19 protein-coding genes, 1 tRNA gene and 2 pseudogenes are annotated in these 21,579 nt (G+C 47.7%); 12 read left to right on the top strand and 10 right to left on the bottom strand.

Translation table 11 applies throughout. The features are described from left to right. Nucleotides 1–247: 247 nt before the first annotated feature. Nucleotides 248–1,459 carry a hypothetical protein gene (locus tag OGX95_RS15065; protein WP_286630006.1) on the bottom strand — a complete coding sequence of 404 codons (1,212 nt, stop codon included), beginning with the start codon at nucleotides 1,457–1,459 and terminating at the stop codon, nucleotides 248–250. 365 nt (nucleotides 1,460–1,824) lie between these two features. On the opposite strand from OGX95_RS15065, the gene OGX95_RS15060 reads away from it, so the two are divergent. From OGX95_RS15060 to arsA (OGX95_RS15030), 8 genes are all read left to right on the top strand, one after another. Beyond that, nucleotides 1,825–2,028, top strand: coding sequence for a helix-turn-helix transcriptional regulator (locus tag OGX95_RS15060; protein ID WP_096080160.1), 204 nt, complete (start codon nucleotides 1,825–1,827; stop codon nucleotides 2,026–2,028). 351 nt (nucleotides 2,029–2,379) lie between these two features. Then, complete coding sequence (locus OGX95_RS15055; RefSeq protein WP_096080159.1) at nucleotides 2,380–3,399, top strand: YagK/YfjJ domain-containing protein; 1,020 nt, start codon at nucleotides 2,380–2,382, stop codon at nucleotides 3,397–3,399. A 107-nt stretch (nucleotides 3,400–3,506) separates the two neighbouring features. Beyond that, a complete protein-coding gene (locus OGX95_RS22945; protein ID WP_353655428.1) occupies nucleotides 3,507–3,902 on the top strand; it encodes a putative zinc ribbon protein in 396 nt (131 codons plus the stop codon). A gap of 130 nt (nucleotides 3,903–4,032) precedes the next feature. Beyond that, on the top strand, nucleotides 4,033–4,356 hold the full coding sequence (locus OGX95_RS15050; protein ID WP_144131950.1) for an ArsR/SmtB family transcription factor: 324 nt from the start codon (nucleotides 4,033–4,035) through the stop codon (nucleotides 4,354–4,356). Between the two features lies 1 nt (nucleotide 4,357). Continuing rightward, nucleotides 4,358–5,071, top strand: a complete 714-nt coding sequence (gene arsH, locus OGX95_RS15045; protein WP_144131948.1) for an arsenical resistance protein ArsH — start codon at nucleotides 4,358–4,360, stop codon at nucleotides 5,069–5,071. A gap of 8 nt (nucleotides 5,072–5,079) precedes the next feature. Further along, entirely contained in the window at nucleotides 5,080–5,625 is a 546-nt protein-coding gene (locus OGX95_RS15040; RefSeq protein WP_149335531.1) for a sigma-70 family RNA polymerase sigma factor, read from the top strand. 75 nt (nucleotides 5,626–5,700) lie between these two features. Beyond that, nucleotides 5,701–6,063, top strand: a complete 363-nt coding sequence (locus tag OGX95_RS15035) for an arsenic metallochaperone ArsD family protein (RefSeq protein WP_149335530.1) — start codon at nucleotides 5,701–5,703, stop codon at nucleotides 6,061–6,063. Nucleotides 6,064–6,083: 20 nt separating this feature from the next. Further along, nucleotides 6,084–7,841 (top strand): arsenical pump-driving ATPase, encoded by a 1,758-nt coding sequence (arsA, locus tag OGX95_RS15030; RefSeq protein ID WP_286630005.1) that lies wholly within the window; start codon nucleotides 6,084–6,086, stop codon nucleotides 7,839–7,841. Nucleotides 7,842–7,871: 30 nt separating this feature from the next. On the opposite strand, the gene arsC is transcribed toward arsA (OGX95_RS15030), so the two are convergent. Genes arsC through arsR form a run of 5 tightly spaced genes read right to left on the bottom strand, consistent with a single transcriptional unit; the run spans nucleotide 7,872 to nucleotide 12,180 of the window. After that, nucleotides 7,872–8,297, bottom strand: a complete 426-nt coding sequence (gene arsC / locus OGX95_RS15025) for a glutaredoxin-dependent arsenate reductase (protein ID WP_008783807.1) — start codon at nucleotides 8,295–8,297, stop codon at nucleotides 7,872–7,874. A 12-nt stretch (nucleotides 8,298–8,309) separates the two neighbouring features. Then, on the bottom strand, nucleotides 8,310–9,599 hold the full coding sequence (gene arsB / locus OGX95_RS15020) for an arsenite efflux transporter membrane subunit ArsB (protein WP_286630004.1): 1,290 nt from the start codon (nucleotides 9,597–9,599) through the stop codon (nucleotides 8,310–8,312). Nucleotides 9,600–9,644: 45 nt separating this feature from the next. Next, entirely contained in the window at nucleotides 9,645–11,402 is a 1,758-nt protein-coding gene (arsA, locus tag OGX95_RS15015; RefSeq protein WP_149335527.1) for an arsenite efflux transporter ATPase subunit ArsA, read from the bottom strand. A 17-nt stretch (nucleotides 11,403–11,419) separates the two neighbouring features. Beyond that, the gene (arsD, locus tag OGX95_RS15010; protein ID WP_149335526.1) at nucleotides 11,420–11,782 is read right to left on the bottom strand and encodes an arsenite efflux transporter metallochaperone ArsD; all 363 of its coding nucleotides are present in this window, start codon (nucleotides 11,780–11,782) and stop codon (nucleotides 11,420–11,422) included. 47 nt (nucleotides 11,783–11,829) lie between these two features. Beyond that, the gene (gene arsR, locus OGX95_RS15005) at nucleotides 11,830–12,180 is read right to left on the bottom strand and encodes an As(III)-sensing metalloregulatory transcriptional repressor ArsR (protein WP_096080154.1); all 351 of its coding nucleotides are present in this window, start codon (nucleotides 12,178–12,180) and stop codon (nucleotides 11,830–11,832) included. A 301-nt stretch (nucleotides 12,181–12,481) separates the two neighbouring features. On the opposite strand from arsR, the gene OGX95_RS15000 reads away from it, so the two are divergent. Both OGX95_RS15000 and OGX95_RS14995 read left to right on the top strand, forming a co-directional pair. Continuing rightward, nucleotides 12,482–13,468: an AAA family ATPase gene (locus tag OGX95_RS15000; protein WP_032294507.1), complete on the top strand. Its 987-nt coding sequence runs from the start codon at nucleotides 12,482–12,484 to the stop codon at nucleotides 13,466–13,468. A gap of 3 nt (nucleotides 13,469–13,471) precedes the next feature. Beyond that, a complete protein-coding gene (locus OGX95_RS14995) occupies nucleotides 13,472–15,862 on the top strand; it encodes a S8 family peptidase (protein WP_096080153.1) in 2,391 nt (796 codons plus the stop codon). A gap of 100 nt (nucleotides 15,863–15,962) precedes the next feature. On the opposite strand, the gene OGX95_RS14990 is transcribed toward OGX95_RS14995, so the two are convergent. Next, nucleotides 15,963–17,147 (bottom strand): tyrosine-type recombinase/integrase, encoded by a 1,185-nt coding sequence (locus tag OGX95_RS14990; protein WP_096080152.1) that lies wholly within the window; start codon nucleotides 17,145–17,147, stop codon nucleotides 15,963–15,965. Nucleotides 17,148–17,309: 162 nt separating this feature from the next. After that, nucleotides 17,310–17,404: transfer RNA gene (locus tag OGX95_RS14985), tRNA-Sec, on the bottom strand. Between the two features lie 288 nt (nucleotides 17,405–17,692). Here OGX95_RS14985 and OGX95_RS14980 point away from each other — a divergent pair. Further along, nucleotides 17,693–17,922, top strand: a pseudogene (locus OGX95_RS14980) (MFS transporter); the annotation flags it as partial. Nucleotides 17,923–17,951: 29 nt separating this feature from the next. Further along, a pseudogene (locus OGX95_RS14975) lies at nucleotides 17,952–18,134 on the top strand (D-lyxose/D-mannose family sugar isomerase); the annotation flags it as partial. Nucleotides 18,135–18,175: 41 nt separating this feature from the next. Here OGX95_RS14975 and OGX95_RS14970 read toward each other — a convergent pair. Together OGX95_RS14970 and xanP are read right to left on the bottom strand one after the other, a co-directional pair. Next, a complete protein-coding gene (locus tag OGX95_RS14970; RefSeq protein WP_286630003.1) occupies nucleotides 18,176–19,885 on the bottom strand; it encodes an AsmA family protein in 1,710 nt (569 codons plus the stop codon). Between the two features lie 121 nt (nucleotides 19,886–20,006). Next, complete coding sequence (gene xanP / locus OGX95_RS14965; RefSeq protein WP_286630002.1) at nucleotides 20,007–21,398, bottom strand: xanthine/proton symporter XanP; 1,392 nt, start codon at nucleotides 21,396–21,398, stop codon at nucleotides 20,007–20,009. Between the last annotated feature and the right edge of the window lie 181 nt (nucleotides 21,399–21,579).

Here is a 21,579-nt window from a genome sequence, read left to right as displayed (position 1 = left end):
AATTGATCGTTATTACCTATAATAAAAACGATCAATAATGATATTTTGATAGTTATTGACTATCATGCAGTGCATATCGATCGGTACGACAGATCAATGAACAGAAGCCACACCAGTAATACATACCGGCGTGGCTTCATGTGGGTAATATAGGAATCAAAATATCTGGAATATTTTCAAGGTGCTTTGATGGGGGGGTATCCTGAACAATAAGCTCATCAGCCCACACAGGATAATTCAGTCCCTGTTATTTGTTTATGATTCTTTTTGTTTTTTTCCTTTTACGGGTAAGGTATGTATCCCTGGCACGCTTAAACTGGTGATACAGTTCTGGTTCTGATAATGTTCCTCCAACATAGAAAGTCCAGACTGCATGGATAGCTAAATATATTTCTTTTGATGTTGATGGCTGAATAATTTCAAATGCATCATGCCAACCAATCCTGTTAACTTTGGAAAGTGTACTACCGCCTTCCGGAGAAAGATCTATGGTTCTGTAACTTACCTTTTTTGTGCCACTTTTATGCTCTGAATTTTTGCCATTAGCTGTGTCATTGCGGGGTGATTTATTGTAGTCTTCCTGCAAAATACTTTCTGACATATGCTTATTACAGTTGTCATCTTTGTTGTCAGCAGAATATGTTGGGCTGGTATCAGTTTCACCAGATAATGCAGCACTCTTCTCCGGAGTGTCTGTGCTTTTGTCGTAAATACGCATTCGCCTAGACGGTTTATTTTTCATATATTCCCAGGCCCACTGGCATAACTCTGTATTGTCCATGGGAATGTTTAACTTACGTTTTGCTTTAAACTTGCTATCCCATTGGGATCTTATGTTTTTTATAAATGAGAATTTATCAATGAAGTATGCTGGAACTAAATCCATAAAATACAGAATGGAGTTATAACGTTCTTTATGGGATGTGGGATGTGTATGCAGCGATTTTATTTCTGAAAGAAAAGGTTCTAACGCAATTACATGCTGAGTATTTGGGTTGAAATTACCATAAACTGATAGATCAGCCAGAGAGCGAACATGACTAAATTTTTGTGGTGCAACCTCCTTTTGGATATTTATCATTTCAGAAGATAGTAGAGGATAATATTTTTTAATGCTTAACCACACAAAATAGCAGGCATGCTCATTTTTCCTGAACCATTCAAACTCTGACTCCGGAAGAAGTGAGTCAAGAAACAACTCTATTTTTCTTTCATAATAAAGTATGGCATCAAGGACACCTGAATAATAATCGCTGACAATTTCAGATAATAGTAAAGGGGCATCCCGTATATTCATTCGATAAATTGAATTTATTCTTTTCATGTTTTTTAGAGGTGAGGAACGGTAATGATCGACCATAGGTTTATTTTCCATTACAAACCAATAAAAAACGGATAGTTCTCTTTTTGTTTTTATTTTTAGCCGGTAATCCTCATTCTTACCTTTGCTTAAACTCATCTTTTACCTCTTCGAATGGCGGACTCAATTTACAGCATATCCATTATTTTTATACTGATAATAGATGTAGTGTATTACGTAGTCAACAAGTGGATTTTTCATAGTTTTTTTGTAGTGTTTTTTTTGATAGAAAGTCCAGTATTACTGACAAATTACACAGAAAGTAGCTTTTTTTAGACAGGTATGTAAGGAGAGTTTCCTTATCGCCATAGTGAAAGGCCATAACCTGTCCCAGCATGCCTTCAGTAATGACTCTTCAACCACGATGGAGACTCTCCTTAGAAATGTAAAACCATACATACATGACCTATCCATTTGAAAGGATGCCGCCCGGCGTCCTCATGATAAATTCTTTTGGAGAAGTCATGAAAGAGATTGATCTTTATAAAGACCGATTCGTTGATATGGTTTTCATTACCGAGCTGACCAGTCTGTCTGATAAGTGGTTTTATAAAATGGCACAGCAAGGAAAGTTTCCAAAACCTGTAAAATTTGGCCGCAGTTCCCGCTGGATAGAGCGTGAAGTAAAAGAGTGGTTGGAAGCTCGTGTTAATGAGCCGAGAACATAAAAGACTGCTAAAGATGGTGATGGTGAGGGTTACTAACTTTACACCATGTTTATATACTCTCACGCCTTATGCCGTGTGAGTTTAATGTGATTTATAAAGTCGGTTTATTTATTATTGTATTCAATGCATTATCAATTATTCTTTAATGCACTCAATCACAAGTCAATATCACTTCATATAAACACGTTTTATCACACTCATTATAGCGTCATACACTTACACTCTGTTATCACACATACTCTACCTCTGATGTCACTATTCATACTGAATATCAGACAAAGACACTCATCCAATAACCACACAAATACATTGCCAGTCAGTCATTCCTGACTGGCTTCAGAGAAACACATCATGGACTTACCTGAATCATTCCTTTTATCTCATACTGAATATCACATTGAAAATAACACTCCACACCTAATCATATCTGATGACAATGTATTCAGATTCAGATTAGAACAACTGGACAGTTGTCTTAAAACTATCAGTAGAGGACGTAAGTTACCTTTCACTATTCTGTATAACCGTTCAGGATACAAAGAGAGTGCTGAGTCAGCCACCATTCTTGATGCCATCCGTTATCTCAATATGTTGCCACAAGATGCAATGAAAGTACGAATAGCTAATCCACGTATAGCTACCTTCCAGCGTTTATTTACTAGCGCCGATTTATATTCGCGTGTCCATAACGGGAAAATAGCAGGGGCAGACACTGTTACCACAGCAGAAATGCTGAATAAGCTGATACTGGATTACCGGTTTACTGTGAGCCAGGCAGGATTTAAAAAAGCATGCAGAAAGTACCAGAGGGCTTCGGTTAAAAATCTGAAGGGAGTGATGAATTACATCAGACATCTGCAGGAGCGTCATTCGCGGCTGCTGGTCTTGCGGGTTGATTTATCATGGGCAAATGAGCACAAAGCTGATATCACTGCTGATGATGCCCGTAAGCACCGTCAGCAGCTGTTTCGCAATATGCAAAAGAATCCAATGTTTCGCCATGTCCTCGGGACGGTATGGAAACTGGAATATGGCCCACAACGTAAATTTCATTACCACATGCTATTTATCTTAAATGGTAATAAGGCACAACAGGATGGCGTGATTGCTCATGCTTTCGGGAGATACTGGAATGAAACTATTACTAAAGGTAAAGGCATGTTCTACAACTGCAACGCTTACAAAGAGCGTTATGAGGACTGCTGCCTCGGCAAACTGAAACGCGGTGACAGTAGTAAGGACAAGGGGTTACTTAAGGCGCTAAGTTACATCACCAAAATCGATGCCTGCGCACGTCTGGTTCTTCCGGGTAATGCCAGAACCTTTGGTCGCGGAGAAGTACGTTCATTGAAAAAAAGGAAGAGAGCATAAATAGGCCGGTAAACCTAAGCTGTTGTAACAGTCGGTAATGCTTCCTTCCCCCCTCTATCTACAAAGCCAGCTAACCATGCTGGCTTTTTTCATTTGTTACGGAGTTCATGATGAATTACTTCGTCTTAGCCACTCACGCCGTCACCGTAGATGGTGAATGGGTTACACCAGAATCTGTTCAACAGGTTGATTTTGATTCATTGCTTTGTATTTACTGCAAACTGCAGATCGGTGTTCAGTTTGATCCTCTGACATCTACAAGAACGTTTGTGTACATACCAAGGCATATCAACAATATTGCTCGGCTTAAAACATGTCGATTTAACAAGCTCCAAACAGTACCAGAACAAACCTCGCCAAAAACTATCCCGCCTTCAGAAATGCGCCTTCGACCTACTAACACGACGATACGGCAATGGCGATGCTGCTGGTGCGATACTCACTGGCATGGGGACAAGGTTTGTCCGAAATGTAGCGACTTGATTTATGTGTTAGACGTTTAAGAGACAGTTTCGGTCGGTAGAGTTCGTAGATTAAATCTGAGCGTGCCGACATCGACCATTGTCCCTCTTTTACCAGGAAAGGAAATTAGATATATTTCTACAATTCCGGAAATATAGAAATGAGATGCAAATGGAGCTTTCAAAAGCAGCAGATACCCTGAAAGAGCTGGGTCATCCCACGCGCCTTAGCGTTTACAGAGAGCTGGTTAAAGCCGGGCATGAGGGGTTACCGGTTGGCGAACTGCAGAAGCGGCTCGAAATCCCTGCGTCTACGTTGAGCCATCATCTCTCATCGCTGATATCAGTATCTCTGGTACGCCAGGAGCGCCAGGGTAGAACGCTCTATTGCCATGCTCGATATGAGAACCTTGAGGCTCTGATTGCCTTCCTGACAGAAGAATGCTGCTCAGGAACTGACGATTGCCTCACCATGCCCCAGAAGACGGAGAAGTAAAATGACAGGTGATCTTAAGAATGTTGATTCGGGTTTGTTCGACACCTCAATCACAGAGGCAAGATTCGGTATTCCTGCCGTTCCCCATCCACCACGTATCCTCATGTTGTACGGCTCTGTGCGCGAACGTTCCTACAGCCGACTGGCAACGGAAGAAGCGGCAAGGTTACTGACCGCCATGGGCGCAGAAGTGCGGATCTTCAATCCTTCTGGCTTGCCTCTTCCTGATGATGCGCCTGACTCGCATCCTAAAGTCATGGAATTGCGCGAGCTGGTTCGTTGGTCCGAAGGGATGGTGTGGTGTTCCCCTGAACGCCATGGTGCGATGAGCGGCATCATGAAGGCCCAGATTGATTGGATACCGTTATCAGAGGGTGCAGTTCGCCCTTCACAGGGTAAGACATTGGCCGTTATGCAGGTCTGCGGTGGCTCTCAGTCTTTCAATGCCGTAAACCAGATGCGCATTCTTGGCCGATGGATGCGGATGATCACCATCCCGAATCAGTCCTCTGTGGCAAAAGCCTGGCAGGAGTTTGATGAAGATGGACGTATGAAACCGTCGTCTTATTACGACCGCATCGTGGATGTAATGGAAGAACTGGTGAAATTTACTCTGCTGACCCGAGGTAACTCAGCCTATCTCGTTGATCGCTACAGCGAACGAAAAGAGTCTGCAGAAGAACTTTCCCGGCGGGTTAATCAGAGCAAAATTTGAGGGCTGGTATGAGTGATGTAACAGCATTCAACAACTGCATGAGCGTGTTCTGGCGGCTACATGAAGCCGAACTATCTCGCTTTCTGACATCGAAGACAGGTGATAGCGAAAAAGCAGCAGACCTTCTGCAAGAGCTATTCCTGCGTGCCCGCGCTCATTCAGACAGTTTCTGCGAAATGGAGAATCCGCGAGCCTGGCTGTATCGGGCGGCGAGGAATCTGCTGATTGATGAGTACCGCACCACCAGGGAATTCGTTGAGCTGGAAGATGATGCCCCATTAACTGATGCATCCCCTGATGCAATCTCAACGCTGGATATTTGCCTGCCTGAAACATTGCAGGTATTACCTGAAGATGAGCGGTGGTTGATTGAAGAATCCGACCTTAACCGGCGTCCCCAGCAGTCCCTGGCCGATGAACTGGGAATCACGCTTACGGCGTTTAAATCCCGACTACTTCGGGCCAGAAAACACCTGAAAGAGACGATGACAGAACTTTGTCAGATTGAGGCGGATGACACGTCTTCCGTCTGCTGCCACAAAAAAATGAATTAATCGCGCATCTTTTCCCCACCACCTTCGTTTACCTCAGTGTAAAGCCAAATGACTAAACACTGAGGTAAACAGTCCATGTCAAAAATTGAGATCTTTGAAGCAGCAGGCTGCTGTGCAACCAGCAGCGTTGTAGTCAGTGACGAAGCCGTCAAATGGAACGCCAGCGCCGAATGGGCGAAAAAGAATGGCGTTGATATACAGCGCTACAGCCTTGCGAATAACCCGCAGCAGTTCCTGAATTCGCCGGTCATTAAAGAGTTTCTGAACACATCAGGGATGGAGTCTCTCCCTGTCACCTTGCTCGACGGCAAACTCGTGATGGCAGGCAAACTCCCGACTCGTGAAGATATCGCCCGTTGGGCAGGTATTCCGCTTAGTCAGGACTGGAGTGAAGACAGCACGCAACCACGCTGCTGCAGCATTCCACGTATGCCTTAATTCCAGAGGAGCAATCACTGATGAATATGCCATTTTTAAAAGACATTCCCCCGTTCATCTTTTTCACTGGCAAAGGTGGCGTGGGTAAAACATCCCTGGCCTGTGCTACTGCGGTATGGCTGGCCGATCAGGGTAAGAGAACGCTTCTGGTGAGTACCGATCCGGCTTCCAATGTCGGCCAAGTCTTTAGCCAGACTATCGGTCACCGAATCACAGATATCAGTACCGTAGAAAATCTTGCCGCGATGGAAGTTGATCCGATGGCTGCAGCACAGGCATATCGTGACCGAGTACTCGACCCGGTTCGCGGGCTGATGCCAGCTGATGTGGTCAGCAGCATTGAAGAACAGCTCTCCGGTTCATGCACTACGGAAATCGCGGCATTTGATGAGTTTACTGGTCTTCTTACCAACCATGAGTTGCGGGAAAAGTATGACCATATCGTATTTGATACTGCGCCAACCGGTCATACCATCCGTATGCTTGAGTTGCCGGGGGCCTGGAGCGGTTATCTCGAAGCGAACCCTGATGCCGCCGCTAACCTCGGGCCGCTGGTGGGGCTGGAGAAACAACAGCACCAGTACTCAGACGCGGTTAAGGCGCTGTCTGGTGCAGCTCTCACGCGCTTGGTTCTGGTTGCCCGAGCCCAAGCTTCAACACTGAAAGAAGTCTCTCATACGCACGATGAGCTTTCTGCTATCGGTTTGCAGCATCAACACCTTGCCATTAATGGCGTGCTGCCGCCGTTTGCGGGTGAAAATGATCCACTGGCGCAAAGTATTCTGGCTCGAGAAGAAAAAGCATTACAGGCAATGCCAGAGAACCTGGCGAACCTTCCCCGCTCGCAGCTGTATCTGAAGCCATTTAATCTGGTCGGTCTGGAAGCCCTGCGTCTGTTATTTACGGAGAACAAAGCCTCGCTGCCGCTCCCTGCTACCACGCTGAATACTTTGGATTTACCGAAACTTGCCTCTCTGGTAGATGAACTCAGCCAGACAGGCAAAGGGCTGGTCATGACGATGGGTAAAGGCGGTGTGGGCAAAACGACTGTTGCGGCATCGGTGGCGGTATCTCTGGCAAAACGCGGCCATAAAGTCCATCTGACCACGTCCGATCCGGCAGCACATCTGTCTTATACGCTGGATGGCTCGCTGCCAAATCTTCAGGTCAGCCGTATCGACCCGAAAGTTGAGACAGAACGTTATCGCCGTTTTGTACTGGAAAATCAGGGGAAAGGGTTAGATGCGGAAGGGCTGGCGGTGCTGGAGGAAGATCTCCGCTCGCCATGTACTGAAGAGATCGCCGTCTTCCAGGCATTCTCGCGGATCATCAAAGAGGCTGACGACCATTTTGTCATTATGGACACAGCGCCAACGGGCCACACGCTTCTGCTACTTGATGCAACAGGAGCCTATCACCGGGAAATGGTGCGTCAGATGGGGCAAACACATGACCATGTGATGACTCCAATGATGCAATTGCAGGACCCGGAGAAGACAAAGGTGATTATCGTGACGCTTGCCGAAACGACACCAGTACTGGAAGCGGCGAACCTACAGCAGGATTTACGTCGCGCTGGCATCGAGCCATGGGCATGGGTTGTGAATAACAGCCTGGCGGCAGCTGAACCATCTTCACCTTTCCTGAAGACCAGGGCTAGCCGCGAGCTGCCTCTCATCTCTGATGTGGGTGAGCAGTATGCAAAGCGTATTGCATTAACAGCGCTACAGAGCCAAGAGCCGGTTGGTATTAACCTTCTGGAAGAAATGGCGAAGTAACAATGAAGGGGGCAACTGCCCCCTTCATCTTTATTTAAGTCTTTTACCTGCTTCATTAACGACTTTTTCACCATCTTCTTTGGCGAAAGCCCCTTTCTGAGATTCTGGCAGGATATCCAGAACGACTTCAGAAGGACGGCAAAGTTTAGTTCCCAGTGGCGTCACTACAATCGGACGGTTAATCAGGATCGGATGTTGCAACATAAAGTCGATTAGCTGGTCGTCAGTAAATTTATCATCTGCAAGACCCAGTTCCTCATACGGTTCGACGTTCTTACGCAGCAAAGCCCGGACGGAAATGCCCATATCTGCAATTAGTTTGACCAGCTCATCGCGTGAAGGTGGAGTCTCAAGGTAAAGAATAACGGTCGGTTCAGTACCACTATTGCGGATCATCTCCAGCGTATTACGCGACGTGCCGCAGGCTGGGTTGTGATAAATGGTGATGTTGCTCATATCAGTATCTCATTACAAAGTGAAAGAGAGACGTAACGCCAGCGCTGCCAGCGTTACAAACAGCACAGGCAGAGTCATGACGATCCCGGTGCGGAAATAGTATCCCCAGGTGATGGTCATATTCTTCTGTGAAAGGACATGCAGCCAGAGCAGCGTTGCCAGGCTACCAATCGGTGTGATTTTCGGCCCCAGATCGCAGCCAATCACGTTGGCATAGATCATCGCCTCTTTGATAACGCCTGTTGCGGTGCTGCCATCAATAGAGAGAGCGCCAACCAGCACGGTAGGCATGTTGTTCATGATGGAAGACAGGAAAGCCGTCAGGAAGCCGGTACCAAACGTCGCAGCCCAAAGTCCTTTATCTGCCAGCACGTTCAGTACGCCAGAGAGATATTCTGTTAGACCGGCGTTACGCAGGCCATAGACCACCAGATACATCCCCAGAGAGAAGATGACGATCTGCCATGGCGCACCGTGAAGCACTTTGCCAGTGTTAATGGCATGGCCTCGTTTCGCCACCGCAAACAGAATGGAAGCCCCTACAGCCGCAATCGCGCTGACCGGGATACCCAACGGCTCAAGGACGAAAAAGCCAACCAAAAGAAGGATCAACACGATCCAACCGGTTCTGAAGGTTGCCAGATCTTTAATCGCTTTTGCCGGTGCTTTCAGAAGAGCCAGGTCGTAAGTCGGCGGAATATCTTTGCGGAAGAACAGATGCAGCATCACCAGCGTGGCGATAATGGCGGCGATATCCACTGGCACCATAACAGATGCATATTCCGTGAACCCCAGACCGAAGAAATCAGCCGATACGATATTCACCAGGTTCGACACGATAAGCGGCAAGCTGGCCGTATCGGCAATAAACCCGGCGGCCATGACAAATGCCAGTGTCGCGCCTTTGCTGAACCCTAATGCCAGTAGCATGGCGATGACTATCGGCGTCAAAATAAGTGCCGCACCATCGTTGGCAAACAGTGCCGCCACAGCTGCGCCGAGCAGGACGATATAGGTAAAGAGCAAACGGCCACGACCGTTACCCCAGCGTGAAACATGCAATGCAGCCCATTCGAAAAAGCCGGATTCATCAAGCAGCAGGCTGATGATAATCACCGCAATAAAGGTCGCTGTCGCGTTCCAGACAATATTCCACACTACCGGAATATCGCTTACATGCACAACGCCAGAAATCAAAGCCAGTCCTGCGCCTAGCATTGCACTCCAGCCGATCCCTAATCCCTTCGGTTGCCAGATAACCAAAACAATGGTCAGGACAAAAATAGCGCCTGCCAGTAACATACATCCTCCTGACAGGGCGGTTCTACCGCCCTGTATAAACAAAAATTAACTCGCCAACTCTCTGAGTTTTTCAATACCGGCTGGCTCAGAAGCCAGTACCGGAACGAGCGCTATACGGTCAGCGTGCTGATTCTTAACAGCCTCAATCTGAGGTAGTTCCTGCCGGGCGCGCTGGCAAAGCAACGGAGAACGCGTATCCGCAATGGAAAGGCTGTTATTGATAATCCAGCCCCACGGATGAATCCCAGCACGCTCAAGATCGGACTGCAGGTTTGCCGCTTCCAGTACCGGTGTGGTTTCAGGCAGAGTGACCAGCAGGACTTTGGTGCGTTCCGGGTCCTGAAGCTGCATCATCGGAGTGGAAAAATGACCTTTATCCCCCATCTTCCTGGCAATCTCACGGTGATAAGCCCCGGTAGCATCAAGCAGTAATAGCGTATGCCCGGTAGGTGCCGTATCCATGACCACAAACCGTTTGCCTGCTTCACGGATTACGCGTGAGAACGCCTGGAACACCGCAATCTCTTCCGTGCAAGGAGAACGTAAATCCTCTTCGAGCAGCCGTTTCCCTATCTCATCCAGATTCCTGCCTTTCGTCTCAAGAACATGCTGCCGATAGCGTTCAGTTTCATCGTGAGGGTTGATTCGGCTGACCTGCAGATTTTTGAGACTTCCATTGAGCGTTGCACTGAGATGTGCAGCGGGATCTGAGGTGGTGAGATGGACATCAAATCCCATATCCGCCAGCCTGACGGCGATGGCAGCAGCCATCGTGGTTTTACCTACGCCACCTTTGCCCATCAGCATAATCAAACCGTGTTCACTACGGGCGATATCATCAACCATGGCAGACAGCGACACATTCTCTGGCTTGATCTGCATGCTCTCGCTCTGTACAGGAAGCGATGCTGATTCAGCATATTCGTTTAGCAGGCCTTCCAGCGCGGAGACACCAACCATGTTCAGCGGCTGAAGGTATAAGCTGTCTGTCGGCAACTCAGATAACCCGGAAGGAAGATTTGCCAGCGCTTCTTGTTCCCGTTGCCATATCGCAGCGGCCAGGGCGTCATGTTCAGCTTCAGTTGTAGGCAGCACACCATTAATCACTAGGTACTGGTTTTTCAGCCCAATCGCAGCCAGTTCTTCATGGGTGCGGGCGACTTCCTGCAGTGTAGATTTTTGCAGTCGTGCAACCAGAACCAGTCGGGTACGATCAGGATCGGATAACGCCTCTACTGCGTGAGCATACTGCTCACGCTGCTTTTCCAGCCCGGCCATTGGGCCAAGACAGGAAGCACCATCTGGATTGCTTTCAATGAAGCTACTCCAGGCACCGGGAAGCTGGAGAAGGCGAATCGTGTGGCCCGTCGGCGCTGTATCAAAAATGATGTGATCAAAGCGGGTCAGCAGAGAAGCGTCGGTCAGTAAGCCAGTAAACTCATCGAACGCCGCAATCTCAGTCGTACAGGCTCCTGAAAGCTGTTCGCTGATACTGTTAACAACGTCATCAGGCAGAAGACCTTTGATAGGATCAACGATTCTGGCGCGGTATTGCTGGGCGGCTTCCTGCGGGTCAATCTCCAGAGCAGAAAGCCCAGGAACTGCCGTCACAGGGCGAATGGTATTACCGATAGCCTGATCGAATACCTGTCCGACATTCGAGGCAGGATCGGTACTGACCAGCAAAACCCGCTTACCCTGTTCGGCAAGACGGATAGCCGTCGCGCAGGAAATGGAAGTTTTTCCTACACCTCCCTTACCGGTAAAAAACAGGTAAGGCGGGATATTCTGTAAGAATTTCATATGTCCTCCTGACATATTCAGCAACAGGAAGTATTACCACCACAGCAGCTGGTGGGAGCTAGCCCTACCTTCTCCAGCGGAATACCGAACCAGCGAGCCAGCTCAGCACGTTTTGGGTATCGCCCTGCCATCACCGTTTCACCGTCTAACAGCAGTAACGGAAGCCCTTCTGCCCCAGATGCTTCGAGGAATGCTTTCGCTTTCTCATTCTGAACAAAGCTCATGGGCTGCTGCGCCAGGTTGTAACGTTCAACCTGTACGCCACGTCCTTTCAGCCACTGCACATCAGCAGAAAAATCAACCAGAACCTGATCGACATCTGAGCCACATACGCCGGTAGTGCAGCACATTGCCGGGTCAAACACCGTTAACGTTTTCATTCTGAATACCTCACATTCGAAAAATCATATATGTTCAGGCAAATTTTTTAGATACAAACAGCCTTACCGCTACCAGAGCAGTTTGCCGATGCCAGCTTACGGGCGATGACCTGTACGTCGTCCTGTTGGCTTAACCAGGCCTGCTCAATCACCTGAGCGGCCCAGGAAGGAATATGCGGGGATAAGCGGTAGTGAACCCACTTGCCCTGTTTGCGATCCAGCAATAGACCACTTTCCCGGAGCATTGCCAGGTGGCGGGAGATCTTGGGCTGTGACTGTTCTAGTGCAGTGCAAAGGTCGCACACGCACAGCTCTCCCATCTCTCTAAGCAGCAGCACGATGCCCAGACGAGTTTCATCAGAGAGATTTTTGAAGAGTTGTAGGGAAGTGACTAGCATCTGTCCTCCGATAGGTTTAATAACAGGATACTCTGTAGGTCTAAAATCGCAATAATACATTCGAAAAAACATATATAATCATTGTCGTGAAAATTTTTTAACTGATATAAGTGATTTGATTAACTTATTGATATTAATATTTTTTATACAACTTCCTAAAGGGTTTAACCTCCGTTCTGATATGCAAATAAAATCTTTAGGGATTCACGAAATGTTGATAGAACGAACTTCTTATGGCGTAACGCCGATGCTAAACTGAACTCAAGGTTTGATTTGTATGTGTATGTTCAGGGGAAAATAGATGGCTAACGGTAAGGTTCTCAGACAGCTTATAAAAGCTGGAGCGACAGGTGATGTCGCGGCCTTCCGTCGTGTTTCGGAAGTGATCATTGAAGAAGAACGACAAAAACAACATCATCTTCTTGCCAATGACCTTGAACATATTCTTTATGGTGATCACGCGATACAAACCTCTCGAGTGCCCGCTGCACCTCCAGTGCCAGTGGACAAAGAACGAGGCTTGCCCTTGCTAGATATTAGACAGCCAAGTCGTTCTTTAGATGAAATCGTACTACCTGAATCAAGTTCAGATGCTGTCGAAGAGATACTTGAAGAAAATCGTAGGGCTGATGTGTTACGCACTTACGGAATGAAAGCTATCAGCAAAGTTATTTTTTTTGGTCCTCCTGGGTGCGGTAAAACTCTTGCTGCAGAAGTAGTGGCTTGTGAATTGGATATGCCGTTGGCTATCGTCAGGCTTGATACTTTGGTTTCTTCATATCTTGGTGAAACTGCTGCTAACCTACGCCAAATATTTGATTTTATCTCTCAATACCCAATGGTTGTACTCTTCGATGAGTTTGATGCTATAGGTAAAGAACGTGGGGATAGTGGGGATCATGGTGAGTTAAGACGAGTTGTGAATGCTGTTTTACAAATGATGGATGCATACCAAGGAAAAAGCTTAATTCTTGCAGCAACAAACCATGAACATATCCTGGATAGTGCTATTTGGAGGCGTTTTGACGATGCTATCGAGTTTCCACTACCCGATAAACATCAGTTGTCAGAATTGATGAAACTCAAACTTCGTGGTATTCGCCGCCAGTTTGAGCTTGAAGACGATGAGGTTCTCTCACTATTCATTGGAAAAAGTGGTGCTGATTTAGAACGGATTGTAAGACGTGCAATCAAGAGAATGATTTTACGTAGCCAAGAGTTTTTGACTCTCAAAGATCTTAAGAATGCACTTTTACGGGAAAATATAAACAAAACTCGTCAGGGATAATAAATGACGGAACAATATCAACATCTTAGTATTGCTAAAGAATCTCTTCAGAACCCTAGACGCACACGCCAGTTCAAAATTCCGAGAACACAGCGTGCTGACTTGCGCTTACATGGACGCATTTTGTCTGAGCAATTACGAAGCATTACACAATTAGCTAATCCACAAATTCCAGGAAAGGATAATGATGGTCGGTATATGCTGAAGTTACAGTATACCGGGATGTTAGATATTGCTCATATGGATAGGCATGGAATAGAGTTCGTCAGTCAAGAAGATAAAACAATATGTATTGCCTTTGCTGATGAACGAGGAATCGCTCTTTTTGAGGAACACCTTTCACAGCTTGGTCACGCTCATATAACCTACCAGCAAATTTTAACCGCATTGGATAGCGTTGATGTTTGGACTAATGAGGATCGCAAAAGCTGGTCAGTGAAACAGTATGGGTTTCCTGATTCAGATTCCTTTGGTCTAGATGTTGAGCTGTGGCCGGTAGAAACGACACAACATCCTTCTCGAGCTCGGATCTGCGGAGAATTTGAAAACTGGCTCCGTGAAAATATGATTCATCGCTTGGATAGAATTAATCTTGATAGTTTGCTGATGTACCGGGTAAGAGTAAATTTAGAGCAAGCTGAAAAACTGCTTGAGCACCGTGATGTTCGAATGGTGGACCGTCTTCCTGTCAGTGGAATCTCGTATGAGAAACTGAACAAAGATATCAATTTTATCCCCGAATATATCCCATCTCCATTACCTAATGCCGTAAAAGTTTGCATCCTTGATAGTGGAATTAATACCGCACATCCATTATTGCGTAGTGCAATAGCTGAGAGTGCCTGCTTCGTGGATAATGAAGATGAATCTGACCATTTTGGACATGGTACTGCTGTTGCAGGTATTGCCCTATATGGTGATGTTGAGGCTTGCGATGCTAGTAATTTCTGGCAACCGTCAATGTGGTTATATAATGGCAAAATTCTTAATGCCCAAGGGGAATTTGATACTGCTACGATTGAAACAACTTTGACCGAAGCAGTAGAATATTTCGTTGGTCTAGGATGTCGTATTTTTAACTTATCACTTGGCAATGCAAATGCGCCTTACGATGGAAAGCACATCCGAGGTATTGCTTATGTGCTTGATGTGCTGGCGAGGCGTCACAATATTCTTTTCGTAGTTTCCGCAGGTAATTTTAATGGTAGCATTGACCCTGATGTTCCAGTAGAAAGTTGGCGGGCAGAGTATCCCAGCTATTTAATCCACGATAGCTCAGTTATTATTGATCCAGCGCCCGCACTCAATGCTCTAACGGCAGGAAGCTATGCAAGGCATAATGCAACATTTGACGCTCAACGTCGTGCTGATGAAATTAGCCATTTAAGCCCTGCAGGTGAATATCAACCTTCGCCATTCACGCGGCATGGACCTTCTGTGAAAGGTGCATTTAAACCAGAAATAGTTGCGCACGGTGGAAACTTTGCGGCACCTATGCGTAATGCTGGAGGTCAATGGCGACAACATGCCAGAGGACTTGGTGTGCTAAGCTGCCACCATCAATTCCAAGGAAGTACACTTTTCTCTGAACAAAGTGGAACTAGTTTTTCTGCTCCTTATATCACGCACCTCGCTGCACGTTTACTCAATGAATATCCAGATATGTCTGCTAATATGTTGCGAGCTATGCTTGTCAATCACGCAGCGCTGACACCGCAGATGGAGAATACGTTCTCAGAAGAGGTTACAGAACATTATAAATCTGAACCTTCAACCCGAAATCGTAGTGTTATTCGAGATGTCGTTGGATATGGAATTGTTGAGGAAGATGGTTTATATCGCTCGTCCGAGGAAGTAGTTGTTATGATGTGTGAAGAGCAAATCTCTGATGACACTCATCAATTCTTTGAGCTTCCATTACCTACATCTTTTTTAAGAACTCAGCGAGCAGTAAGAGAACTGCACATTACTTTAGCGTATTCACCAGCAGTCAGGACAACGCGATTAGATTATACAGCAACACAAATATCTTACAGGCTTGTTAAAGGTTCTTCGTTGCAAGATGTTCAGCAATACTTTAATCATGATATACAAGATGGTACTGATTCTAGGAATGACGATGCGGTAAGCAATCGTTCTATTACTGCACAACAACGTGATCATGGTACAGTACAATCCTCTAGTTGGACTTTTAAGCAAAGGTCTCCAGATGAAAAGTGGTTTGTGGTTGTAACTAGAAATGATCGTGAGTGGGGCACCCCACTTAATAGCCAACATGAACCTTATGCATTAGTTGTTACTGCAACGGACAGAGAAAACGCTGAAGCTAATCTTTATGCCGAAATTGAGGCACGAATTCGTGAGCAGGAGCGTTCCAGGGCTCGGGTAAGTTAAATATAAAGTATTTAGCTTTTAAGATAGGTGGAAAAAAAGATTCTCAATCTCTATTATAAGAATGCTAATAGGGGTTGAGAATCTTTATACTGCTGAATTTTCACACACCTCGAGAGGCTAATCTTTCTACATAATCTGCATACTTCTGCATCATTTCTCTCCGCCCCTCCAAATACTGTGCATGGTTGTAAGTCCCACGTATCGCGTTCTTATCCACATGTGCTAGCTGCGTTTCTATCCACGCTGAGTTAAAACCTTCTTCATGGAGGATGGTACTCATCGTGTGGCGGAAACCATGTCCTGTCAGCCTTCCTTTATATCCCAATAACTCAATAACCTGATTAACGCTTTCCTTTGAGATCGGCTTCGTTCGATCGTTGCGTCCGACGAATACCAGTGGGTATAGCCCGGTAATAGGTTTAAGTGACTCAAAGAGCTCGACAACCTGACCCGACATCGGAACGATGTGTGGTCGTTTCATCTTCATCACTTCAGCAGGGATCTCCCAAAGCCGCTTTTCAAAATTGATATCCTCCCAGCGGGCAAAACGTAATTCCTGAGTTCGTACCCCTGTAAGCATGATGATTTGAGTCGCAGTCTTGGTAATAACGCTACCGGTGTAACCGGCAAGATCCCTAAGAAAGTGAGGGAGTTCTTCGGCTGTCAGGAATGGAAAATGTGTTTTCTTTGGTGTTGCGAGGGCTGTGGCGAGATCGGGTGCTGGATTGTATTCAGCGCGTCCGGTCACAATCGCATGACGGAATACTTCACCGCAGCGCTGTCTGACTTTGCGCATCTTTTCTAATGCACCACGCTTTTCCATACGACGAAGGGTTTCCAGCAATTCCATGGGCTTAATTTCAGCTATAGGGCGCTTACCGATGTAGGGGAAAATATCCTTTTCAAAGGTATCAATAATTTCATCTCGATAGCGTAATGACCAACGATCCGCTCTCAACTGATGCCATTCACGGGCAATAGCTTCGAAGGTATTTTCATAGTTAAGCTTTTGGGCAATTTTCTCTGCTTTCTTTACTTCACCGGGATCGCTTCCAGCAGACAGCAGCTTTTTCGCAGCATCACGCTTTTCGCGTGCTTGAGCGAGAGAAACCTCGGGATAAACGCCGAAAGCAAGACGCTTTTCTTTACCTGCGTAGCGATACTTTAAACGCCAGTAACGTGAGCCGTTGGTAGTTACTTCAAGGTAGAGGCCTCCACCATCAGATAGCTTATACGGCTTCTCTTTAGGCTTGGCTGTGTCGATTTGTCTGACTGTTAGCTTCATTGGGGGCATCTCAAAATGGGGCTATAAATCATGCCCCCCATTATGCCCCCAGAATGCACTTGATTCTGGTAGAGACAGTAGACCTCGGGAGAACATAATCAGCTTTAATTGCGGGTATTATAGGGGATTTACTTGAGACAGTGGAGTTCAGTAGAGGCTAATTGGCGGAAGATCACAGGAGTCGAACCTGCCCGGGACCGCTGGCGGCCCCAACTGGATTTGAAGTCCAGCCACCTCACCGGAGATGACGATCTTCCGCGCCTCGATTGCTACATGGAGGCGGGGCGCATTATAGCTACTTCCTGGGGTTTCCACACCCCCTCACGCACTTTTTTAACTTCCCTTTCTCTTTACCATGACCAGTTTCATATAAATCCTCAATAAATCCTGTGGTTACATTTCATCACATTTTTCGACGCTACCTCGATCACAGAAAACAAGAATCGTAATTTGATAACCAAATATCGGAATACCCGCGCTCATGTTGAAGGTTCACAAGGACTGTAACCGGTATCAGCGCGAATGAAAGAGCAAAAGGATGCGCGATGAAAAATGAAACTCTGTCTGTGAAAGAGAAGATTGTCTAGGGATGGGGGATGCGGCGAGCCACATCATCTTCGATAACGTCATGTTATACATGATGTTCTTCTGTACCGATTTTTTTGGCATTTCTGCTGGTTTTGTCGGCACGATGTTTTTACTGGCGCGCGCGCTGGATGCTATCTCAGATCCTTGCATGGGGCTGCAGGCCGACCGTACCCGGTCGCGCTGGGGGTACCAGTACCTGGTCGTTCGGCCTGTGGCTCACCACCCCGTTTGTATCATCGTTTCCGGGCCGAGAAAGCGTTTGTATTGGGCTGGGAAATCTCAATGGTGAATGACGACCAGCACGATAACCACTTTCTTGAGCCAGGGGGGCGCTTTCCGGCGATAGAAGAGGACGAGCCGGTGAAATGGTTGTTGTGCAGTGAATATATTCGTCTATGAGCGGGAGTAGGCCTGATAAGCGAAGCGCCACCGGGCAATAATCACTGCGCAAGTGGTGGTGCTGTGACTTCACTGCCGGATACCACACCCGCCTGCATGGTTTGCGTCACCTGCTGTTTATCAGCATTTACAGCATGTAGCTGGCCGCTGACCGTTGGCTTGAGTGGCGCATCAGCCTGAATATTACCGCTGGCCGTGAGCTGAATGTTACCGTCACCGGAAAGCGGCAGTGCTGGCCATCCCCACTGCTGCAGGATAGTCATTGGCACGCCACGCCCGTTCAGGCTGACCTGCGCCTGGCGTTGCGGCAACTGCGAAATGCTGGCGGTCGCCTCCAGCAGCCCTTTTTCCGTATAGGCACTTAACTCGCTGATATTGATCGTGCTGCTGTTCGCGGCGAGGGCCAGAGAAGGTCGGCGCACGTCGGTACGGTTAAACGTCGCAGCAGCGGCATTGAGCGTGGCGCTACCACTCCAGATACCCCACTGATTATTTTGTACCAGCCCGAGGTTGGCGCCATAACCGTCCAGTGCGGTGAGCTGCCATGGGAACACAGGATCGATATCGATAATCAGGTTACGGCTGGCGCTGAATTTTTTCAGCGTCAGGCTGTTTAGCCAGGAAGGCAGGGGTTTCATCCACCGTTGCTTCCAGTTTTCCGGCAGCGTGTACTCCAGCCCGGCAATGGCAACATCGTCGAGGAACAGCGCCTTGTTGCTGCGCAACCAGTGACCGGATGTTCTAACCATACCGCCTTCCCAGCGAGTGGTGAACTGGCGTAGCGCAATGCCCTGTGGTGAGAATTCGGCATTCAGAATGGGATCGAAGAAGTGCAGTGAACCGTAGATAAACTCACTGGCGTTCATCGACAGCTTCCCTTCCTGAGTTTGCCAGTCGTCCTTGCTGAAGGTCATATTGCGCAAACTCAGATCGAGATCTGTTACCGCCCAGTCAGGGCCTTGCAGACGTGCATCAGTCACCTCAAGACGACCAATTTGCAAGGACGGAATCGTGGTTAGTGGTGCGAAAAAATCGACCAGTGATTTATCACTTTGTAGTCGGATATCATTTAACCGCAGATTCTCCACGACCCAGCTACCATCTGCATTCCGCTGCGCAACGCCGGTTAACGCGCCGCGTGCGACATCTGCGCCAATGTTACTTAACGTCACTCGGTCATGGTCAATGCTGCCTTCAATTAGCACATTGGTGGTGGGAACGTCGTTAAGCGTTAATGAACTGGCGCTGAGCTGAATTTGCGCTTTGTTGCCGAGAATTTTACCCGCCTCAGGGGTCCAGGGAATAACGCCACCGTTCACGCGTTGCGCGCTCAGGTTCCATTCACTGCCGGGGCTATTTAATGCCATATCCTGTAGCTGCAGGCGATCGGCCTGGAACGGAAGCGGCGCAGTTTGTTGAGAAAGATTGAGCGTACCGTTTTGCAACAAGATGGTGTCAACGTGCAACGGGTCGGTGATCTGACGACTGCTCAGGCCAATATCAACCGTTTTTGCGACCAGCGTGGCAGGCTGCCCATCACGACCAAAAGTGACATTTTTCAACAGAATATGGGATGGGGAGGAAAACCGGTGATCGATGGCATCAAAAGCCAGGTGGTAGCTGCTGTTCTCTGACACCCAGGCGCTGACATGCTCTGCACCCCAACGGGTTTGCAGTAGAAAATAAAGGCCGAGGATCGCCACTGCACAGGCGATCAGCACGTAAATAAGCAGCTTTCCAATAAATTTCATGGTCTTCCATCCCGCGAAGTGCACATAGTCAAGTTATGCACGATTTACGCGCAATCCTCAAGGCGGGAATGGTGAAAGAGCGTTACAGCGGCGTTGATTCAGAATCAACGCCGCATTTCGCTTATGCTTTCTCTGGCGGGAAAATCAGGTTCAGAACAATAGCGGTAATACCGCCAGCAGCAATGCCGGAAGAGAGCAGGTTTTTCACCCAGTCAGGCGCAAACTGCAGGATCAGCGGTTGCTGGGAGACGCCGAGACCAACAGCCAGCGACAGTGCAATAATCAAAATGGCACGGCGGTTCAGCGGTTCACGTGACACGATGCGAACCCCGGAGGCGGCGATAGTCCCGAACATCACCAGCGTTGCCCCGCCCAGAACAGGTTCAGGGATATGTTGTACAAAGCCACTGACTGCCGGGAACAGACCCAGTGCGATCAGCATCAGCGCCACCACAAAACCAACATAGCGGCTGGCAACGCCGGTTAACTGGATGACCCCGTTATTCTGACCGAAGCAGGAGTTCGGGAAGGTGTTGAACACGGCAGAAACAAACGAGTTCAGGCCGTTCGCCAGTACACCGCCTTTCAGACGTTTCATGTACAGCGGACCCGAGACCGGTTGTTCGGAGACATCGGAGGTGGCCGTAATATCACCGATGGTCTCCAGCGAGGTGATCATAAAGACCAGCATCAGTGGTAGCAGTAAACTCCAGTCGATACCCAGACCGTAATACAGCGGCGTTGGCACCATGATCAGATCCTGACTTACCGGCGCGGTATTTTGCGGCAACATGCCCATAAACCATGCCAGCAGGTAGCCCGCAGCCATGGCAATCACCAGTGACGCAACGCGCAGGTACGGGTTGCGCTGGCGATTAAGAATGATAATCAGCGCCAGCACGACACCCGCCAGCATCAAATTCTTCGGTGCGCCAAAGGTGTTGTCGCTCATTGCGGCGTAACCGCCGCCAATCGATGTCAGACCCACCTGAATCAGTGACAGACCAATGATCATTACTACCACCCCTGAGACCAGCGGAGTAATAATACGACGTGCCAGATGCAGTACACGCGAGATAACCATCTCGGTGCAGCTTGCCAGCATCAGTGTGCCAAACAACGCCGCCATCATGGTTGGGATATCGGCACCACCGGTTTTTAGCGCCGTACCGCCCATAATCAGCGGCGCAACAAAGTTAAAACTGGTGCCCTGAATGGATAACAGCCCTGAACCCACCGGTCCCCAGGCTTTAATCTGAATGATAGAAGCCACGCCAGAAGCGAACAGCGACATACTGATAATGTGTTGAGTATCCTGAGCTGGTAAACCGAGCGCCTGGCAGATTAACAGAGCAGGCGTGATTACCGCGACGAACATGGCCAGCAGGTGCTGACAGGCGGCAAACAGGGTTTGGGCTAGCGGGGGGCGATCTTCAAGACGGTAAATCAGTTCACTGTTGTGAGTCTGCGCAACCGGTTGCGCATCGGTCGACTCTACGGCGTTAACGGACATCAGAGGCAATCCCATGGTGGAAAAGCGGTGATTTTATCTGACCAGGGCAGAAAAGCAAACGTTTGCGAGTAACTATTCTTAATATTTAAAACGGATAAACAAACATTTTTATATAACTTTTCATGATTTTCTGCTTAAAATCCACCCCGATAACTCATTAAGAGCTAAAAATCGACCTGGA

The sequence above is a fragment of the Citrobacter sp. Cu233 genome (assembly GCF_030332225.1).
Lineage (GTDB): Bacteria > Pseudomonadota > Gammaproteobacteria > Enterobacterales > Enterobacteriaceae > Citrobacter.
Note: the sequence above shows the minus strand (reverse complement) of the source record. Positions and strands in the feature narration are given on the sequence as shown.